The sequence below is a fragment of the Bacteroides sp. FSHCM14E1 genome (assembly GCF_019633785.1).
Classification (GTDB): Bacteria; Bacteroidota; Bacteroidia; order Bacteroidales; family Bacteroidaceae; genus Bacteroides; species Bacteroides hominis.
The window spans coordinates 110,244-131,551 of the sequence record NZ_JADKYL010000011.1 but is presented as its reverse complement, the minus strand read 5'-3'; the positions used below and the strand labels follow the sequence as shown (position 1 = coordinate 131,551).

The following is a 21,308-nucleotide window of genomic DNA, read 5'->3' as shown; positions in this document are numbered from 1 at the left end:
GAGCCAGGCACGCAGCCAAACTCCCTCTCTTTATTCAGATTAATGTCTTATTTCTTATAGACTTTCAGATTCGTAATCTTGCTATCAAACTTCCCGGCTTTCTCTAATGGGAAAACCAAAGTACGGACATAATTCATAGAATCCTTTCCGGCATTATAGTAAAGTTTCTGAGTATTCATTTCCTCTACCACCTGACCGTTGATAAGTAAACGGGTCGACTTATTATCACCACTGATACCGATGGTTGCTTTCTCACCTTTGTGGATACGGTGACTAAATGTATTCAAATAACCGTCGCGGGCAAAACCTAACATACCACGAATCGGATCGGAGAGATAGAATACGGCATCGGGCGAACGGAACAGTTCTGTACCCTTTGCTTCGTCGGCTCCGTCAATATCGAATGTCACCAGATAGTCGTATCCGATTTCGCGATGGGGTGTCTTGCTGCCCGGGGCAACAGAGGCCTGCTCGTATACCAACCCCGGTGCTGTACCGATACGCCCGAGTTGGTTCACACCCGGAGCCTCACTGATGGCATTACGTTGTTTGTCGAAGTCGGCATAAGGAACAGACGTATCTTTTCCTGTCCACATCTTCACAGCCAAAGTCTGCAAAGCCGGATAAACGCGGTGGTGAATATCTTTTGTCGAGATACCGTTGCCTACATGGTCGTTCCATACGGCAAACATACCACCCAGGACAGAAGGATCTTTCTCCGGGAAAACTGCTTTGCCGATGTGTACAGGGGTCCAGTTCTCATACAGATACTTCGTGTTCAGGTAGTCATAATAGTATCCGGCAGCCGGAACGATGTATACCAGCCCATCAGGAATACTGATCAGCTTATATCCCTGTTCGATCATATCTTTCGGATTGGCATAGCCATTGTACCAGGCACTCATGATCACATTCTCCGATTTCACCGGTGTATCACCTTTGGCATGTGTCAGCGCTCCCCATACGCAAGCCTGCTTGCCAAAACTCTCTACATAACGGATATAGTGGTCGGTGAAAGCACGGAACTTCTCTACCACATCTTTCTTTTTATTAGAATATTCGTCAGTACCGATATGCACTTTCTTTCCACGGAATACCGGTTCGTCTCCTTCCAGATACTCCTTAAAGAGACCATCCATAAACTTATAAGTTTCAGGATTGAACAAGTCGAGGTGATCCATGCCATATTCTTTGCTGCCGATCTCCGGTTTATAATGTGTAAAGGCAAGAGTATGTGCCGGAGCATCGATCTCGGGAATGATCTCTACATAAAGATTCTCGGCCAGCTTTTGCAAGTCGATAAATTCACGTTTAGTGTAATATCCGTCTTCGGCAGTCAGTCCGGGATACGTATCCGACTCCAGACGGAACGCAGCATAAGTCTTCGACCAATCATGTTCAAAGTACTGTTTAAAGCCATTATCATTCAGGTGAATCTGCAAAGTATTCATCTTGTAATAAGCCATGATCTTCACATAGTCCTGAAGGAAAGCAAGAGGAATAAACTTACGTCCGCAGTCTATCATGAAGCCACGCACGGCATAGTCGGGAAAATCGCGCAAAGTTCCTTTCGGGAACTGGTGGTTTTCACTTTGTTCCGCGATCTGGAGCAAAGTACGGGTTCCCCAATATACGCCTATACTTTCGGGAGCAGTCAGCAAGATACGGTCGGTTACTTTTACCGTATAACCTTCTTTACCCAACTTTTTATCTGCGCGGATGGCAAGGATCACGTCGCCGGCTCCGCCTTTGCCCTGTACCACTTCGGGTTTATAGCCGAACATTGTTTCACAATCATCGGCCAGCATACGGGCTATGCGCAACAGTTCCGGCTGATTGGCGGGACAGACAATCTTTGTAGCTTCGGTAGGCACAAACGCTCCTTCGGCACCTTTCCACTCTTTCAGTTCGGGAATCACAAAAGGTTTGGGATTAACAACTGCACTGATGCCGGGACAAACCAGGCATAGTGCCACAAGAATCATAAAGAATCGGTTAACAAGTTTCATATCGTGTCGTTATAAAAGGGTTAATTCAACCGGACATCCGATTGCGGAACCAAAAGTAATGTAAATCTATCGATTGTACAACATTCTGTTCAAAATAAAAGAAAGTTGGCACCCCGGCAGACAAAATTACATATCCGCTGAAGTGCCAACGCGGGGTCTTTGTTTCCGCTGAAACGGTGACCTCATCACAAACAAAACAAACATCAAGCTGATGGCAAACACCAACTTGCTACAGAAGTCCTTTTCAGGGAACCTCACGGTCTCTCATCCGTAGATCTTAAATAAGTTTACCGGACAAATCGGGGAGAGTAAACCAGAAAGTCGATCCTTCTCCGACCTTTGAGTCCACCCCAATTGTTCCGTGCAATCGGTCGACAATGATTTTACAAAGGGGCAATCCGAGTCCCAGCCCCTGCACAAAGTCGTCAAGTTTCACAAAACGTTCAAATATAAGTTCCTTTTTCTCTTCGGGAATACCACATCCGGTATCCGTTACGTAAAACCAGATCCGTCCTTCCTCTTTCTTCCGATAACCTAAGCGGACCGTTCCTTTCAACGTGAACTTTATGGCGTTACACAGCAGATGCTCCAATATCTGTATCAACCGGCCCCGGTCTGTGTAAATATGCCCTCCGAGTTGCTCTCCGTCCCAAGCCAACACGAGGTTACGTGATTCCGCCTTGGGCCTGTATATCTGTTCTATCTCCTTCATCAACGGGTCGAGGAGAACATCCGAACCGGCCATATTCATCACACCCGACTCAATGTTAGAGAGGTCGATCACATCGTTCATCAACCGCAAAAGATGTTCCGTATTGCTTTGTATCAAGCCGATATATTCCTGCCGCTCCTTCTCATCGTCCACAATGGAAAGAAGGGATGCAAAACCGACAATCGCATTCAAGGGAGTACGTATCTCGTGGTTCATGTTGGCAATCAATGCCGACTTCAGCCGGTTTGATTCTTCCGCCCTTTCCTTGGCGGCTGTCAGCTCTTCTTCCAAGGCCTTCCGTTTGGAAATCGACATCAGCGAGCCTTCTACCGTCAGCAACTTGCCATTCCCGTCGTACTTACCGGGGATGGCATGCATCTCCAACCACTCCAACACCAGTCCTTCTTTCTTTTTGGCCCAGAAACGGAGTTCAATAACTACTTTCTTGGCTTTGCCATCCAGCAATTCGCGACAGGCCCTGACCACACGGGGGCGGTCTTCCTTGTATATGCCCTCGTAAACACGCGTAATAGAAACCGGGAACAAATCATTATGAATAATCTCCCACCCTTCGGGATCGTCCGACGGACGGGCATCAAACCAGACCATACGTTCCGCCAGTTCCCATTTCCATGGGAAAACCTCTGCAACCCCAAGCGTCATCAGCAGCTTGCGGTTCACTTCATTCAGCATCTGCTGAGTCCGCAACAGTTCGGTTTGTTCTTTTTGTTTCATTTATGCGTTATTTATTGATACATACGATATTCTGTGAGTGTCATCCCGGTATGCTTCCTGAAAAAGCGTCCCAATGACGACTGGTTCGCAAAATTTGTCTTGATGGATATCTCCTGTATATTCATGGTAGAGTTCTTCAGCATGGCTTTGATCTCTAAAATGGTATACTCTACAATCCAATCTTTCGCCGTCTTTCCGCTTGCTTCTTTTATCACCATCGACAGATATTTGGAGGTGATACACAATTTGTCGGCATAAAAGGCGACATCTTTATGTTCTCTGTAATGCTGCATTATCAAACAAAAGAACTCATGTGCCAACTTGCTTTTACCCAAGTCCGACTCTCCTTTCACCAGATGGGACTTGCCATAATAGTCGTTGTAGATGTCCAGATAAAAAATCCTCAACAACAGCAGTACGGACTCTCTCCTGAAAAAGTGGGTAGGATCTTTGGCCCGTTCTGAGAGCGATTCATAAAAACGCTTAAACCGCCCGATCTCTTCTCCGGTCAGTTCGTACCAGTAATGGCTCCTCATATAAACATAGAAAAGAGGAGAAAAGCGACTGAACCCACTCAACGTATCATCAAAAAGCGCACGGGAGAGCACGACTATATCACAAAGAAAATCACTGCTCAACTCGGTTATCGAAACCAATTGCCCAGGCAGAATAACTGCCAGCTCGTTCTTCGTAAGAATGTGGATATTGTCAAAGATACAAACCTTAGCGGTCCCTCTCAAACATAAAATAATCATTCCAGCTTCAGTATAGGAAGGAGCAGAGGTCACACGAATGTGCTTCATATTCTCACAAACCATGAGTTCATCCCCCAATAAAGTCGTGGCATAACTATCTGTTATCAATTTCTCACTATCCCTGTTTGGCATCAGAATTCTTTCATTGTTGATACAAAAGTAAAATAACTATGCTAACCCCGTTACCGCACAAGACTTTTGGTATCATAATACGGAAATATGGGGGCTCTTCTTGACATTTTTTTATAAACAAAATGTCTATAAGCCTATAAACAACCTATTCCGCATCTGTTTGTTCGCCCTGTTAATGTATATTGGATTCCGTTCATATCTTTAATATTTTAAGAAAGGGATAGGGACGGAAAAGAATAGATTTCCTATTTTTGCAACCAAAATAACTATAGCAACAAAGATCATGCGTTATCTACTCTCAGCGCCTTCGCACATAAAGGCCACCATCCAGCTTCCGGCGTCAAAAAGTATCAGCAACCGTGCGCTTATCATCCATGCACTGTCGAAGGGCAATGACGCGCTTTCGAACTTGTCCGACTGTGACGACACGAGGGTCATGGTTAAGGCTCTGACAGAGGGCGGGGAAGTAATCGACATCCTTGCCGCCGGAACGGCCATGCGCTTCCTGACAGCCTATCTGAGCAGTACGCCGGGCACTCACATCATCACCGGGACGGAACGGATGCAGCAGCGCCCCATACAGATATTGGTGAACGCCTTACGGGAACTGGGAGCCAGTATCGAATATACCCGCAACGAGGGTTTCCCGCCCCTGCGGATTGAAGGGGCACCACTGACCGGCAACGAAATTACATTGAAGGGCAACGTGAGTTCACAATACATTTCGGCCTTGCTGATGATCGGGCCGATCCTGAAAAACGGTTTGCAGCTCCGGCTGACGGGTGAGGTCGTCTCGCGCCCGTATATCAACCTGACCCTGCAACTGATGAAGGACTTCGGTGCATCGGCCCGGTGGACGTCGGACCAAAGCATCTCGGTCGAGCCACAGCCTTACCGCTGCGTCCCGTTTACTGTAGAGAGCGACTGGAGCGCAGCCTCTTACTGGTATCAGATGGCTGTCTTGTCTTCCGAAGCGGATATTGAACTGACCGGACTGTTCCGCCACAGCTATCAGGGGGACAGCCGGGGAGCGGAGGTATTTGCCAGGCTGGGAATAGAAACCGAATATACGGAAGAAGGCATACGGCTGAGGAAAAACGGCAGCTGTGTCAAACGGCTGGATGAAGATTTCGTCGACATCCCGGATCTGGCGCAGACGTTTGTGGTCACTTGTGCATTACTGGATGTCCCTTTCCGGTTCACCGGGTTGCAAAGCCTCAAAATCAAAGAGACAGACCGCATCGAAGCTCTTAAAGCGGAAATGAAGAAACTGGGGTATGTGTTACATGACGAGGACGACAGCATTCTGTACTGGAACGGCGAACGCATAGAGCCGCAGGCATGTCCCGTCATAAAGACGTATGAAGATCACCGCATGGCCATGGCTTTTGCCCCGGCAGCGATTCATTATCCGACAATACAGATCGATGAGCCGCAGGTCGTATCCAAGTCATATCCCGGATATTGGGACGATTTGCGCAAAGCCGGTTTTGTGATCGAGGCACATGCAGCAGAAACAAGCAGCAAACAGTAAGGTTTAGATTATCTTATAAAAACAGATCATCCAATCCCGTTTCTCCTACCCTCCGGACGGCAGACACAGAAAGCTGAATACAGAGACGTCTCCAGCCCCATCACAGAACACCTCCCAAGGCCGATTCCGGGAAAAAGCAAACCCTGCCTCCGCAAAGTTCCGACTTCGGGAGGCAGGGTGCAATAACTTCAAGAATAATCAACATCAGGAGCTGCAGAGCGGTTTCCTTTGCAGCCGGACCGATGTTCATCATCTCAACGGCTCCATCCGGAAGGAATAGCTGTAGACCGTATCTTTCCGTATCTCATAATGGGGACGGGGTCCGGGTCCGCAACTGGCGTTGCCCAATCCCCGCTGAATGCAGTCCAGATTGAGAACAACCTCCGCACGGCGAATGTCCGGCAAATCGTGCCCATACTTCACTTGCCACAGATCTTTGTCCGTATAGTGCTGGGCACTGAAGTCAACCGTATCCGTTGCGGTGATTTTGAGTCCTTTGCCCCGGTCGTCGGTCAGTGACAACCAACGGGTATCCGTGCGTCCGCCCATTGTCTGCGCACGCGCATAATGTTCCGCCATATCCGTGACAGTCGTTTGGTAACGCCCGACATAGGCGGCATTCTTCCGGTCACGGTAATTCTCCATCGGGCCGCGGCCATACCACTCGACTTGTTCCAACGAGGGGTTGAGGAACATCTGCAAAGCCAGACGGGGAAGGTCGAAGTTACTTCCTGTTGTAAAGTCGGCCGCCACATCGACTACACCATTACTGTAAACCTGATATCTGACGGTATAAGGAACGGTTACTTTCCCTACTTTCACTTCTATTTCCGAAAGGATGGATGCCGACTTTCCGTCCTCTGCCATCTTCCAGTCAAAACCACGCAGCGCGATCACCGGCTGAATCCATTCACGAGGATCATTGTTAATAGAACGATACCAGTTCAGTGACGGCCCTTGCTGCCGATGTATCAGGTTCCGCCCGTCATATCGGAGAGCGATCATCATGCCGGTCTTCGAATCAAACGACACTTCGGTTCCCGGAGCACGGAAACGGATGTACTGCCGCTCTTCTATCACCTGCAGAGGTTCTGAAGGTTCCGACATTTCGGATTTGCGTTTCCTCTCCTTCAGCAAGAACTGCTCCGTTGCCACCACATGTCCGGCTTTGGCCCATACACAGTCACTCTTCAGCTTCACTTCCAGATTGATGTGATAATCCGCATCTTCCGTCAGATGACGGAGGAAAGGGATATGAATTGTGCGATGCTCACCCGGCTTGCCATCGGGGAGTCCGAACTCCTCTTCTGCCACAGGCACCCCGTCTTTGAGTATGACATAACGGAGGTTGAAATGGCGCATATTCAGGAATGAATAATGATTGCGCAACCCCACATTGTTCTCTCCCACTTCTTCAAAAGTCATATATTGGTATACCTTTTTCACTTCCCATAACTTAGGAGTAACCCTACGGTCGGGTGTCACCAGTCCGTTACAACAAAAGTCATTGTCGTTGGGACGATCACCGAAGCTGCCCCCGAAATAATAACGGTCCGGCCCTTCTCCGGGTTTGTTGATGCCCTGGTCCACCCAGTCCCAGATACAACCGCCAATCATACGTTTCGACCGGTTGGCAATGTAGTCCCAATATTCTTCCAGGTTACCGACGGCATTTCCCATGGCATGTGCATACTCACATAGAAAGAAAGGTTTATTGCGCGGCTCGTTGTCCTGAGCTATCATACTTTCGATGGATGGATACATCCGTGAGTCCATATCGGCAACGTCATTCATTCCTTCATAATGGATGAACCGTGCGTCAATCTCTCTGGCAGCCTGATAAGCGGCCTCGAAATTGGGTCCTCCGCCCGATTCATTCCCCATCGACCAAAAGATAACGGAAGGATGGTTCTTGTCCCGTTCCACCATACGTACCACCCGATCGACAAAAGCACCTTTCCAACTTTCCCGCTTGGTCAGCATCATGTTGCCATGACATTCCAGATCGGCTTCGTCCATCACGTAAAGTCCATAGTAGTCAAACAGAGCATACATCTTCGGATCATTCGGATAATGACTGGTACGAATGGTGTTCAGGTTGAAACGCTTAAAGAGAAGAATATCCTCTATCATGCTTTCTACAGGCACCGCTTTACCGAAACGGGGATGAATATCGTGACGATTGGCACCCTTGAACAACACCAATGCATCATTGATATACACTTTATTGTCACGTATTTCAATTTTGCGGAAACCATATTGTTGGGTAGTTGCCTCGAGCACCTTGCCGGAAGCATCCAGCAATTCCAGATTCACAGTATACAGATAAGGTGTTTCGGCGCTCCAGAGTTGGGGATCACGAATACTTGCTTTTGCAGGCAGACAGATCTCTTTTCCGGCAGCCAGATTACCGACCGCAGTTGTAAACGTACGCAAAGTTTTGCCATCGGCATCCAGCAGCCCTATGCGTACGGAGGCATTCACAGCAGACTTGCCATAGTTCTTCACGTCTGCTTTGACACATAAGTCGGCCTTGTCGAAACGGTCACTGATGACAGAAGTAAGATGCACGTCGCGCAGGCGAAGTTTCGGAGTCGCCACCAGATAGACATCCCGGTGGATACCGCTCAGGCGGAACATATCCTGGTCCTCCAGATAACTGCCGTCACTCCAACGATACACTTCGACCGCCAATATGTTTTTACCCGGCTTCACATACTGTGTGATGTTGAACTCGGCATCATTGTTGGCACCCTGGCTATACCCGACTTTCTTACCATTGATCCACAGATACATAGCACTGTACACTCCATCGAAGTGGATAAACACTTCTTTATTCTTCCAGTCGGCCGGCAGAGAGAATTCCCTCCGATAGGAACCTACCGCATTAGGCTCTTTCTCTACCGTATATCCTCTCTGTCCCTGTATAAAGGGTGGATTGTTGCGTATCGGATAGGTGATATTGGTATAGATGGGGGTGCCGTATCCCAGCATCTCCCAATTGGAAGGAACCGGAATCTCTTTCCACGCAGACACGTCATAGCCCGGTTTATAGAAATCCACCGGACGTTCGGAAGGTTGCTTTACCCAATGAAACTTCCAGTCACCATTGAGCAACAGATAACGGGAAGAGTGATTGCGTATCCAAGGACGGGTGTACGAAGGATCGCCCTTCATCTCTTCCGTATCGGCAAAGGGGACAAACGTGGAACGCCCTTCTTCTTTGTTAACGGCAAATATCCGTTCATTCTCCCAGTCATTATCACTCCGGGTTTTAAAAGCCTCAGCCACCACTTTCAGATTCGATTTCACGATTTTCCATTGCTGGCTTATTTTCTGCGCATCTGGTTTGAGCTGGTAAACCGGCTCGGCCACAAGGCCGGCATCCGGGAAGCCCAGATTATAACCACTCGCTACACTGGTGAACAAATAATTCCCATTGGGTAAAGCCGTGATACGCCATTGCTGATTGGGATTTTCTTTATTTGGGTCCCATTGGATAACCGGACACTCCTTGCTCCCATTGCCGCTATTGTCGATTCCCAGTTCAGTGAGCGGACTGACAATGGAATAGCAGCCGTTACCGCAAGGAATCAGATTCCAGACCTGCGACTCTTTATGGGGTTCCTTTTTAGAAATAAATATCTTACCACCTAAATCCAGACTCTCCTGATTGTCCAGGACAAGCCCGTTCTGGGTATGGATCTCGTAGCTTTGCTTCGGATCGAACTCCTGGGCACGAACCATTCCTACTGTCGACCACAGAGCAACGCTTACCAGAAACAGATGTTTAAAATTTAGCATACTATTGATATTAAGAAAAGGCAGGGAAGAAAACCAAGGGCTGTATCCGCCAACAAAACGTATGTCTGCCTGTGTGATACAGCCCAAACCTATATTCAACCCAACTACCTATTGTTTTTACTGAAATAAAGCCGATTGTTTGTACACTCCGAATGTATGGATAGCAGGACAAGCAAATCCGTCGAGGATACGAAGACGTACCTGTTTGGCTTTTACCGGTTCGAAACGCACGATCCATTTATACCCCACCGTCTGCTTATCGGTTGCTTCCGGTATCGGGGTCCAGTTACGGCCATCATTGGAGTACTCCACACTCCACTTCGTCGTGCGGTGTCCCAGTTCGATCACTTCCTGAATCATCAGGCAGTCAAACTCCGTCTGCCGGGGAAGGGTGAAAACGATGTCTGAGGTCTTGGCTCCGTCCCTTCCGGCAAAATAAGTTTCCTTATTGTTGTCCGTCAGGAATTCCGGACGGAATTTACCTCCGCGTCCGTTCGTTGCTTTCACCTTGGCCTTAGCCAGCAGATTGTTCCCGAAGGTTTCGTCCAATCCCTGCTTCAGCAAGGCAGCATGAAGTGAATCGGTAGGATGAATCAATCCGCGACGATCAGGTGGGAAGTTGAGCAACAGCACGCTGTTATGCCCTACAGAGGTACAATAGATGTCCCAAAGCTCTTTGACACTCTTCACACGGCTGTCTTCTTCGGCATGATAAAACCAACTGGGACGAATGGATACATCAGTCTCGGCCGGGATATAAGCGTCGCCGCCTTTTACTCCCTCGTTCAGTCCTTCGTAATTTTTCCACTCATCTTTGATGCAGACAGAGTCGGTAGTCGCCCAGCAAGGATCACCGGCTTTACCCGATTCATTCCCCATCCAGCGCACATCTGCAAAAGGATACGAGTTCTTGGTTCCGAAAATGACACAGTCCGGCTGCTTCTCGCGCACAATCTTATACCAATGCGTATAGACGGGAGTGGTCAGCTCGTCTGCTCCGGCACCGTCCCACCAGGTTTCCCAGACTTTTCCATAGTCACCCATCAGTTCTTCCAACTGGTGACCATAATACTGCTTGTACTTCTCCGTAGTATAAAGCGGAGAAAGATGCTCATGCCGGTCGTGCGGTCCCAGATAGATTCCTGCTTTGATGCCATACTCTTCGCAAGCATCTACAAATTCACGTACAACGTCTCCCTTTCCGTTTTTCCAGGCGGAGTTCTTCACACCATAGTCCGTATATTTACTGGGCCAAAGGCAGAAGCCGTCGGCATGTTTGGCAGTGATGATGGCACTGGGAATGCCCGCCGACCGGAGGGTACGCATCCACTGTCCGCAATCGAGAGCCGTAGGGTTGAAGATAGCTGCCGGAGCACGTCCGTCACCTTCGTTTACATACTCCTCAAATGTGTTGATTCCGAAATGGAAGAAAGCGATCATCTCACGGTTGTACCACTCCACCTGGCGTGCACTGGGGGTTAGTCCGTAGGGTTCCGGAGCCTTCTGTGCGGATACGGGCACCGCCACGGCAGCGATTCCCGCTGCTAAAAATAAATTTCTTAGATTCATGTATTCGTCTGTTTTAGATGTTCGTTATCAAAATAAATTAAGTTCGCTGACCGTCACATGCGGTCCGCCGTTCACGGCCGTAATGGTCACCTTCAGATAGCGTCCGTCTACGGCATCGGGCAGGAAGGACCGGAACTCACCCTGTGCCGGGATATCTTTAAACTTGGCGGCGACTGTCCAGGTAGCGTTGTCTTCGCTCACTTCCACGGTCACCTCTTTCGGACCGTCATAGCCCTCTTCGCGTGCCTGGCAGGCAAACCCCTGAATATGGGTGGTTTTCTTCAGATCAATGACAATCCAGTGAGGCGGTTGGGGATGCTGGTTGCTCCAGTCGGTTCCCCAGAAAGTATTCAGATCGCCATCCAGACAAGCCTCTTTCAGCCCGCTGTGCCCCCAGTCTCCTTCTTTCGGCTCTTCGGACGAAGCGCTCAGGGCTTCCCATCCGGTGCGGTCGAGCAACTCCATATTGCTGGCATCCATCGATCCTCTGAAGATGAAGTAGATGGTCTGGCAACAGTCATCGGCAACAGCTCCCTCTACCGAAGTAATGCTCACGGGCAACAGATACTCTTTAAATGCCTCGATATTACCTTTCGCATGGACTGTGATTACGGCTTCTTCGGACTTCGATGTCCCGGCTTTGACCAGTACTTCTCCGGTCAGGTCATACGCAGCTTCAGGCAGCAGTTCATACTCGGTTCCGTTCTTCGTATTGTATTCGTTCACTTTGTCCGGATCGGCTTGCAGGTGCACCACAGCATCATTGGGTAACCCATACTCCGTCAGTTGCGGATAAGTTTCAGGAGTAACGGCAACGTTGAAGGTCTGTACATAAGGCTCGTCTTCAATGTAAAAATTGGCTTTCACGGCAGTTCCCGCGTCCGGAATATAAATGGTCAGGTCACTGTCATTGTCACTGCATCCCACTGTGCAGCAGAATCCGGCAGCCAGAATGGCTGCCTTCAATATATTCTGTTTCATGATTCGTTTCGTTTTAAGTAGTTATTCCCAGCCGGGATTATTGGGTAACAGGTTCGGATTCATCGTTGTCTCGTCGATAGGCAACGGATGAAGATAGAGCTTATCGTCCCATTTACGGGTCGATCTGTCCGGATAAACAATCAACAGATTGTCCTCGGTCAGCTCCCGGGAAAAAGAATCGTACTGCTCTTTCAGCTTGTCCGATACTTTCATTCCGAGCATACTCTTGGGTGCTTCCAGCAACTTACCCGCTCTCCAACGTACAATATCATCCCAACGGAAACCCTCGCCGATCAGCTCGACCGCACGTTCGCGGCGGATCTCGTAAAGCAATGGAGAAAGTTCATAGCCATAATCCGGCCAGTTCGGGTCGGTAAAGCCGACATTCACTTTCAGGTGCGGCATCTCTACACGATCTCTGAGTTCGTTGATGGTCAGGTCCAATACATCTTGAGTACATTCACCCAATTCGGCCTTTGCTTCGGCATAGTTCAGCAACACTTCGGCATAACGGAAAATAAACACATCCAGTGTAGACTGTCCGATGTTCCACTGTTCCGGATCCGTCGAGTGATACTTCATTACATAATATCCGGTGGTACAATATTTGGTATCTATGACCGGAAGAGCATTAAACTGGCGGGTGCCGTCACTCAGCACCTTGAAAGGAAGCTCCGGATTATCAATAGTCTGGCGCAAACGCGGATCGCGCTGCATCAGTTCGTCCATCGGCATATCTGCCTCTTCGTATTCCGGACTGACAGCAGTGGGCAGACCGTCGGCACACAGGTATTGCTCAAACATGGCACGGCTCAAACCTGTATACGACTCTTCCATCTGGCGGGTATTGTTGTGCATCAACAGCTTGGTAATATAAACCCTCGGCATGATGCACTCACTATTGGAAGATAAATCTTCCTGTACAAACAGGTTATAATAGTCCAGAGTGGGGTTGTCGGTCTTATAAATCGCGTAGCCGCCTTCTTCAATCACTTGTTCCGCAGCCTCGGCAGCTTCACGGTATAACTCTTCATAATCGCCCAGCCCATGATATTTGCGGAAAGACGCCTCATACAGGCAAGCTCTCGATTTGAAAGCCAGCGCGGCATACTTGTGCATATTACCGATCTTCGTTTCATTGGGTTTGGGAAGATGTTCGATGGCAAAATCGAGATCTTCCAGGATGTGTGTAAACACGACTTTCCGCGAATCGCGCCCCTTATACAGTTGCTCGGAATCCATCTGTAATTCTGTTTCATACCAAGGTACATCGCCGAAACGCTTCACTTTGTATACATACTCCCAGGCACGGAAGAAACGAACCACAGCCACCGAACGGTTTATCTGTTCCTCGTCACCTTGCACGCGTTTGTAGCGGTCCATAAAATAGTTGCAGGAACGGATATTTCCCCAGTCTCCGCTTCCCCATCCGCCACCGGAAGTAGGAATCGTTTCAAGGTTGAAAATCCAGGTCTTCGGTTTCTCGTTCACGTAACAGTCCGATTCGTCATCGGCACCGGGGCCTTGCGCTCCCGGCAGGATTCCGTAAAAGCCATTGGCATAAAGTTCGAGGTCCTGCACACTTGTCCAGAATTTAGGGTCGGAGAGAGAATCCTCAGGATACAGGTCCAGCAGGTCAGAGCAAGAGGTGAACATAAAAGTACATGCCACTGACGCCATCAGTAATATCTTATTCTTTTTCATAATTGTTATCGTATTAGAGGGTAATGTTTAATCCGAATGAAACAGACTTGGTCAGCGGATAGGTGCTGAGGCTCACTGTTTCGGGGTCGTATATGTCAAACAAGTGATCGAACGTCAGCAGGTTTTGTCCGCTTACGTAGAAACGTACATGGTCTATCTTCCATTTGCCCAGCAGTGCTTTCGGCAGCGAATATCCCAATGTAATGGACTTCAGGCGCAGATAAGCGGCATTCTGAAGGTAGCGGGTCTGCGTTTCGCGGTTACCGGTCACGTTGTCATAAGTAGAGCGGGGGAAGTAAGCATTGCGGTTATCTTCCGTCCATGAATCGAGTGCATGCTTGAAAGGTACGTGCCACTCGTTGCCGAAGCCCCAGAACTGGTTACCTCCCAACACTACATCCTTTTTACCGATACCCTGGAAGAATACATCAAAGTCAAAATCACGCCATTGTAATCCGCCCTTAATACCATAGCTGTAACGCGGTTCACTGTTACCGATTATCCTTTGGTCACCCGGATCATCAAGCGTATTCTTTCCTTTATTTATCTTGCCGTCACCGTTCAGGTCTTTGTACTTCACATCTCCCGGATACCAACCGCCGCCGTAGATTTCCGACTGGTCGGCATGGGCATTTACTTCTTCCTGTGACTGGAAAATACCTTCGGTAACCAGCCCCCAGATTTCGCCCCACTTCTTGCCTACATAGTGGGTTGAAAGCAGGTTCTGCGGATTGTTGAACTTCGTGATCTCTGCCTGATAATCGGACAGTACGAAACTTACATCATAAGAGAAATCCTTGTTTACGTGGTCTCTCCATCCCATTGAAAGTTCCCATCCGGTTGTTCTCAGATCGGCCGTATTGGCTTGCGGCGCGCCTGTACCCAGCACTGCGGGAAGGGGTGTACCGTTAGTCACCATATCGAGTGTCTTCCGCATGTACCAGTCGAAGGTTCCGTAAAGACGGTTGTTCAGCAATGCCCAGTCCACACCTAAGTCTATCTGGCGCACGGTTTCCCATGTCAGGTACGGACTGACGATGCCGCCGGGACTCACACTGGCTATTTTCTTTCCGTCTACCAGATATCCCATCTCGCCATTGGTACCCATTGTGGCTATATAAGGATAGTCGCCGCCAACCGACTGATTACCCAACGAACCATAAGAAGCTCTGAGCTTGAGTTCGTCCACAATCTTCTTGGCCGGTTCGAAGAAAGCTTCGTTCGAAATTCTCCAGGCTGCCGAAACGGACGGGAAGAATACGAACCGTTTGTCTTTAGGGAATTTGGAGGAACCGTCATAACGTCCGTTCAACTCCAAAAGATAACGTTCGGCATAATTGTAGTTGATGCGGGCAAAATATCCCATAGTAGCCCAGGAGTGCTGGCCGCTTCCATTGTACTTCTCTCCGTAGGCCTGTCCCAGACCGGGGAGGTCATTACTGATAAGGTTTTCACGCTCGGCATTGAACCAGCGGTAACTTTTGGTTTCGTAATTATATCCCAGCAACAGTTTTATGTTGTGTTTGCCCAAGGACTTGGTATAGTCGGTATAGGCATTAAACGTCTGATAATAGTTATCGTCGGTGGTAAACTTCACACGGCTCGGAGTGGTATGCGGAAATACGGTTACGATATCCGGATTGGCGGTATGTTCCAATATCTCCTTGCCATGCTGTTTCTTTGAGAGGATATACATGTTATAGGTATAATCCACATTGATGGTCCAGTCTTTCAGGGGAGTGATTTTCAGACCTCCGGTCAGCCAAAGGTCGTTCTCTTTGTTCTTACGCTCGCCGGAGATGGACTGAGTGGCTACCATATTGGTCCAACTGCCCTGTCCGGAGAAGTTTCCGTCCGGATGGTAAACCGGCATCATCGGACGAAGGTCGGCACCGTAGAAAGCACTGTTGATCTGTGCCGTCTCGTCACTGTTATTGCTTCCGTAGGGAGCATCCCGGAAAGTATTATTATAGACGGTTTTTAACCGAACCTGCAACCAATTGGTAATGTCCGAAGTCAGATTCAGGTTGACATTGAAACGGCGGTACTTATCGTCGTAATGTTTCAGCGTTCCTCCCTGGTCGAGGAAGCCTACCGATCCATAATAGGTGGTCTTGCCCGATCCTCCGTTGAGTGACAGCGTGTATTGCTGCATCAAAGTATGATCCTTGATGGTTTCGTCTATCCAGTCGGTATTACCGCAATACAGATACTTGTTGGGATTGGACGGGTCGATGAATACCGGCAGATTATGCTTCGGGTCGGTATAATAAGCATAGATATGATCCATGTAGTTCTTATCATAATAGTCGCCTCCGCCGGAGTTACGATTGGTCAGATTATGGAAATTGGCAAATGTCCACGAATCCATGTACTCCGGTTTGCGTGTGGGAGAATTGACCGACCAGTTGGACGAGAACGAGATCTTCGCTTTCTCGTCTTTACCCTTCTTGGTCGTAATCAGCACTACGCCATAGGCTGCCTGTGTTCCGTAGATAGAGGCGGAAGCCGCATCTTTCAATACCGAAACACTTTCCACATCGGCCGGGTTAATCATATTGGGATCCATCTGCACACCGTCGACCAACACCAAGGGGCCGGAAGAGTTGATGGAGGTAGTACCACGGACATTGAATCCGTATCCTTTGCCCGGTGCACCGTTATCGGCAGAAATATTCAGGTTACCGATCATACCCTGCAATCCCTGGCTGAGGTTCGTGATAGGACGGCTTTCGAGTGTCTCCGCCGAAACACTGGCTACGGCTCCGGTCAGATTCGCTTTCTTTTGCGTACCATAACCCACCACCACTACTTCGTCCAGTGTTTTGGTATCTTCTTTGAGGGTGATCTCCAGATGGGTCTTTCCGGTAACGGTTACGACCTGTGTTTCCATCCCGATAAAGGAGATTTCAAACTGTTCACCCTGATCTGCATCAATCGAGAAGTTACCTTCGATGTCGGTAATAGTTCCCCGACCGGGAGCACCTTTGATCTGCACAGAAGCTCCGGGCAGGGGGAAACCTGTGTCATCGAGAACACGGCCGGTTATTTTCTGTTTCTGTTGTGCTGCCTGCACCACTCCGGCAGGTTCTGCATTGTAGTTTTGAGAAGCAAGGCAAGGTTGAAGTCCCATACCCGAAAGAAGGACAAACATCCCCGAGGCCCTTACGGCTCTTTCTACTAATTTTCGTTTTCTCATAATAATAACAAGTTAAAATTAACATTAGGAATCAAGCAAGGCGTTGCTGACTCTTTTTATTTAAAGACGAAAGCAAATGTATCTCTATGGTCTTAAGAGAGGGATTAAATAAGGGTTAACGAAGCGATTAACCTCGTGTATTTCTTGTTAACCCCGCGCCACAGTGCTCCAGACACAGAATCCTCTAAGTTAAAATATGCACAAAGGTAGCATAAAGAGACACCAAGCTATCAGAAAGACAGTAAAAAGCCTTTTTCACTGACTGTATCCTTTACAGAAAAGGAGCAACCGGAAGAAACATGCAGGCAAAACCGGGCAAATGGAGGTGAAAAGCCGGGCTTTTTCTCCTCGATAGCCTTGATTGGGAGTGAAAAGAGCTGGGCTTTTCCGAAAAAGAAGTAAGCATTTGGTCGAAAAGAAGTAAGCATTCCCGGAAAATGCTTACTTCTTTTTCAAATATCTCTATATGTTTTGGCCGATAACATATATTGTTACGGAGACAGAGGGTCTGCGGGAACTATTTTACTTCTGGTTGGATGACCGGGAGAAGGCTTCACGAAGTATCGAAAGGACAGGTATTCCACCATTAAGTGGACAGGCGGTACGGGATGGCATCGCTTACGTTTCTCCACTGATTGAAAACAGGCAGAATTACTGCCGGAAAGATAAACAGACAAACGAAATGGCGGCGTTTTTTCCCCCCCGCCTTATCCAATGGCCGAAATAACGAAAACCGGGAGGCTTTCGTTAGCATTTTGACAAATTGGCAACGGGACAATACTTAAACTTTGATGTCGGCGAAAGCAATGCTGTATTCCTCGTTCATCATCCGCTTATAATCTTTTGTAAACGCGGCATAACGCCTGATGGCCTCCTCCGGGTTATTCTGTTTCCGAAGGGCGCAAACCGTGTAGGCAAGTGCCATATCCGACAAAGGATCGGCTATGAAAAGGATGTTACAAAGACGGATGACGATACTGAACCGGGCATCTTTGTAAGCAAGTTCCAGCTGTTCGGGCAGCAGAGAATGAATCAGAGATTCCACCTTTTGTTTATAATAATCGAAGAGATCGGATTCGACAGTAGATATGAACTTGCCCCGCAGAAGTATTTCCAACCATTCGGCACGGATGGCACCGGGACTCTCCTTCTTTTTCTTTTCGGGAGAAGTAAGAGCAATCAGACGGATATAATCGCAATAGAACTCTTCACCAAACACCAGGCAGAAGTATCCGTTGCGGAATACAAGCTCGATACCGTCTACATCCTGCAATATCTTTCTCAGATGATTCATGGCTACTCCCTTCAGGTTCTTCACGTTACTATCGGGTTTGTCCGGCCAGAATATCTTATTCATATCCGATGAAAGCACCCCTCTCTTCCCCACACTGTTCAACAGAATATATAAAAAGAGAACACGCAGCTTAGGACTGAGCATATAAGTTATATCACGCCCGGCATTGTCGAGTATGGTAAACATACCAAAAAGAAAAATCGCATTCTTATCGGGCGGCAATACAGCCGGCAACTCATCCCACTCAGAAGGTTCTTTTCCAAGTTCGGATTCCTCGATCTCGGGCAGCTCCATAACCGAAAGTTCCGGGGCACTCTGCCCTCTTTCGGGAAGAACCCCGGCAGATGTTTCCTCCGGGGATGCCGCATTCCGTTTCCGCCTGTAACGTATGATTCCCCATACACAGGCCATCAAGAGCAATACCCCGCCAACGATTCCCCCGGTCAGCCTGTTGTTCAGAGTGGTCCGCATCCGGCTGTAATATTCCACATCGGCCAGAGTCACCGGCGGAGCGGCCAGAGAATAGAGGCGGGTAGTCACCTGACCGTGCTTCTCGAACTCCTGAACAGAGCAGTAGAACTCGCCGAGTTCTTCATTGAAATAAAGATTGGCATTGGTGGCAATCTCTTCCGAAACAATGGGAATGCTGTCTCCCACCACTTCACACTCTCCGTCACGGACGGACAAACGGTACAGTTGCAAAGTGGAATTGGGCAGATATTCCGGATACCCCAACAGGAACAGGTATTTTTCATCGGCAGAGAGTATCATATTGCGGGGGACCACCCGGTTGACCGCCGGTGCTTTCACTTCCCAGAGTTTCCGTACCGAACGGGTGTCCATATCCACCCGGTAGAGATCGTACAGATAGTTGCGTCCCACATTCTGATCACCGGCTTCATTGCCCATGCCTCCATAAAGGTAAACCCGTTTGTAATCGCGGCTGACGGCCATACCGGAAAAATAGCGGGGAGTTACCCGGTCGCCTAAGAAAGTCAGTGTATCCCAGCGGCAAGTTTTCAGGTCGTATGCAAGAAACGTATTGCTATACCTGCGGCTTCCGTAACCGCCAAACAGAAAGAATTTCTTTTCGGCCGGATGAAAGAATCCGCTATGATGATGGAGTTGCTGACAAAGATAATCGGTACTGGCGGAACGCCACTCGTTGGTGGAAAGATCAAGTGCCGCCACCATGGCATCACCGTGCGAGTCGGCTACTTCGTAGGTATACAGTTCGCGGGAAGCCTCATCCAGGAAGTTCATACCCAGACGAAGCTGAACCGGCAAAGGATTCTTATAAGGCACCTGTGACAATTCGTGGGTATAGAGGTTGAACGTAGACAGAGAGTCCTGATTAAAGAAAAGAATCTCCTGATGTGTTTTGTCAAAGTTCAGACCGGAGGGTGTGGAAGAGTAATCCGTAAAAAGCTCTTTCCAATAGTAGGACTGATTGATAAGCCACATGGGGTTGGTAACCCGTCCCACAACATGTCCCCGGCTATCGTGTACATCTTCTCCGCTACTCTCGTTCAAAGGGAATATCATGATCTCTTCTCCGTCGGTAAGCGACAGGTTACGGATGGCATACGAAGCCACGTCCAGAATGTATTCACATTTACCGAAATAAATATGCGGAGAGAAGCCGCCTTTCTCCAATCCCAGATTAGAGATCTCTTTGCTTTGGTTGCCAACGGTTATCCGGGCCTGGTCTTTGTGTATGTCCAGCGCAATGGAGACGGGCAACCAACGATGGTCATAATCTTCTTTATTCAGTTCAAAAGTACAAAAGATACGTTTGCCGTCTTCGTTAAAAGAAAAAGAACAGCGGTCACCGGATTTATGAAGATAGGTGAAGCTATAGGTCTTTCCGGCATCCCGGTCTTCCAGATAAAGGATATAACCGGGACTCTCCACATTCCGTACCAGATAGTCAAAAGAGATGCAGAAGGTGTTGGTAAAGGTACGCTGATGTTCCTCGCGCAGGACAGAATAAGTGGCACGCTCACTGATCCGCTTCTCATTTCCATAGAAAAGAAGTCCCTGCGGGAAACAATCGGCTATACAAAGCCATATCATTCCGATAGCAAACAAACATCTCAACCTTCTCATATACTGTTCTTCGATAAATGCGTCATCCGTTCCATAGTGGCATGAAGTTACGAAAAGAGTGTAATTTATTGGAACTGAGCGTAGGTTAATTGCTCATGATAGTAATAGGTTACGATTTAGTTAGTTATCTACTGCATCATCCTTCTGCGCGTTGCGTAACCTTCAAAGAACTCTTCGTATGCAAAAGTAACAATAAAACGGGAGATTTTGAAATGAATCTCCCTAATTTTTTCTTCTCATACAAGTTTTTCCGTAAAAGCGGTTTTGTCCGTCGGCACACCATCGCCCAAAAGGATTTTGGTCGAACGTATGCCGACTACGCATAAGCGGAGAAAAGGGCTTTGCCTCACGCCTAAACAACAGTTTAGACTAATGATGCAAGGCCCATTTCTTTTGTGCTTATGCCAAAGAGGTGCTTTTACGGGTTTCTGACGATTTTTCTTTTTCCACTGTTCCTTTGAGCCGTAAGCGGAAAGCCGTGTCTGACCGCCCGATCCATAAATGGAACAAGCCGTCACACACGGCAGGCAAACCGGGAAGAATGATTTTATCCGTCCGACCGTACACGCTCGGCCAGACATATAAAATCATACTTCCTTGCCGGTGGTTTGCCCGGTTTCACGCCTCCGGCTATGTCCCTTTTCCTTTTGGCGTTTTCCCTTTTTTACGGATTTCTCTTTTGAAGTTTTCCTGTCCAATCTGCCTCCACTTCCGTTTACCTCCATTTTCGCGTCTTTCAGTGAGCCGCATCAGATAGTCATTTCCGTTCTG

General features: G+C 48.4%; 12 protein-coding genes. 2 read left to right on the top strand and 10 right to left on the bottom strand.

What is annotated here, in order from left to right; all coding sequences use genetic code 11:
- Positions 1-47 precede the first annotated feature (47 nt).
- The 3 genes from ISX59_RS16275 to ISX59_RS16265 all read right to left on the bottom strand — a co-directional run bounded on the left by ISX59_RS16275 (position 48) and on the right by ISX59_RS16265 (position 4,343).
- The gene (locus ISX59_RS16275) at positions 48-2,009 is read right to left on the bottom strand and encodes a family 20 glycosylhydrolase (protein WP_005810500.1); all 1,962 of its coding nucleotides are present in this window, start codon (positions 2,007-2,009) and stop codon (positions 48-50) included.
- 277 nt (positions 2,010-2,286) lie between these two features.
- Positions 2,287-3,456: a HAMP domain-containing sensor histidine kinase gene (locus tag ISX59_RS16270; protein WP_122296799.1), complete on the bottom strand. Its 1,170-nt coding sequence runs from the start codon at positions 3,454-3,456 to the stop codon at positions 2,287-2,289.
- An 11-nt stretch (positions 3,457-3,467) separates the two neighbouring features.
- Complete coding sequence (locus ISX59_RS16265) at positions 3,468-4,343, bottom strand: AraC family transcriptional regulator (RefSeq protein ID WP_122141565.1); 876 nt, start codon at positions 4,341-4,343, stop codon at positions 3,468-3,470.
- 283 nt (positions 4,344-4,626) lie between these two features.
- Between ISX59_RS16265 and aroA the strand changes: the two genes are divergently transcribed.
- Positions 4,627-5,877 (top strand): 3-phosphoshikimate 1-carboxyvinyltransferase, encoded by a 1,251-nt coding sequence (gene aroA / locus ISX59_RS16260; RefSeq protein ID WP_220576068.1) that lies wholly within the window; start codon positions 4,627-4,629, stop codon positions 5,875-5,877.
- A gap of 249 nt (positions 5,878-6,126) precedes the next feature.
- Here aroA and ISX59_RS16255 read toward each other — a convergent pair whose 3' ends face one another.
- The 5 genes from ISX59_RS16255 to ISX59_RS16235 are packed head-to-tail and all read right to left on the bottom strand — an operon-like array spanning position 6,127 to position 17,134.
- A complete protein-coding gene (locus tag ISX59_RS16255; RefSeq protein ID WP_220576067.1) occupies positions 6,127-9,780 on the bottom strand; it encodes a glycoside hydrolase family 2 TIM barrel-domain containing protein in 3,654 nt (1,217 codons plus the stop codon).
- Between the two features lie 18 nt (positions 9,781-9,798).
- On the bottom strand, positions 9,799-11,250 hold the full coding sequence (locus tag ISX59_RS16250; protein ID WP_005810512.1) for an alpha-L-fucosidase: 1,452 nt from the start codon (positions 11,248-11,250) through the stop codon (positions 9,799-9,801).
- Positions 11,251-11,277: 27 nt separating this feature from the next.
- A complete protein-coding gene (locus ISX59_RS16245) occupies positions 11,278-12,231 on the bottom strand; it encodes a BT_3987 domain-containing protein (RefSeq protein WP_005810514.1) in 954 nt (317 codons plus the stop codon).
- Positions 12,232-12,252: 21 nt separating this feature from the next.
- Positions 12,253-13,935 (bottom strand): RagB/SusD family nutrient uptake outer membrane protein, encoded by a 1,683-nt coding sequence (locus ISX59_RS16240; protein ID WP_032539592.1) that lies wholly within the window; start codon positions 13,933-13,935, stop codon positions 12,253-12,255.
- 13 nt (positions 13,936-13,948) lie between these two features.
- Positions 13,949-17,134, bottom strand: a complete 3,186-nt coding sequence (locus ISX59_RS16235; RefSeq protein WP_220576066.1) for a TonB-dependent receptor — start codon at positions 17,132-17,134, stop codon at positions 13,949-13,951.
- Between the two features lie 466 nt (positions 17,135-17,600).
- Here ISX59_RS16235 and ISX59_RS16230 point away from each other — a divergent pair, with 466 nt between their 5' ends.
- Positions 17,601-17,861 (top strand): hypothetical protein, encoded by a 261-nt coding sequence (locus ISX59_RS16230; protein WP_220576065.1) that lies wholly within the window; start codon positions 17,601-17,603, stop codon positions 17,859-17,861.
- 54 nt (positions 17,862-17,915) lie between these two features.
- Here the strand turns inward: ISX59_RS16230 and ISX59_RS16225 are convergent, their stop codons facing one another.
- Complete coding sequence (locus ISX59_RS16225; RefSeq protein ID WP_220576064.1) at positions 17,916-20,537, bottom strand: kelch repeat-containing protein; 2,622 nt, start codon at positions 20,535-20,537, stop codon at positions 17,916-17,918.
- A gap of 399 nt (positions 20,538-20,936) precedes the next feature.
- Complete coding sequence (locus ISX59_RS16220; RefSeq protein WP_014224645.1) at positions 20,937-21,128, bottom strand: hypothetical protein; 192 nt, start codon at positions 21,126-21,128, stop codon at positions 20,937-20,939.
- Between the last annotated feature and the right edge of the window lie 180 nt (positions 21,129-21,308).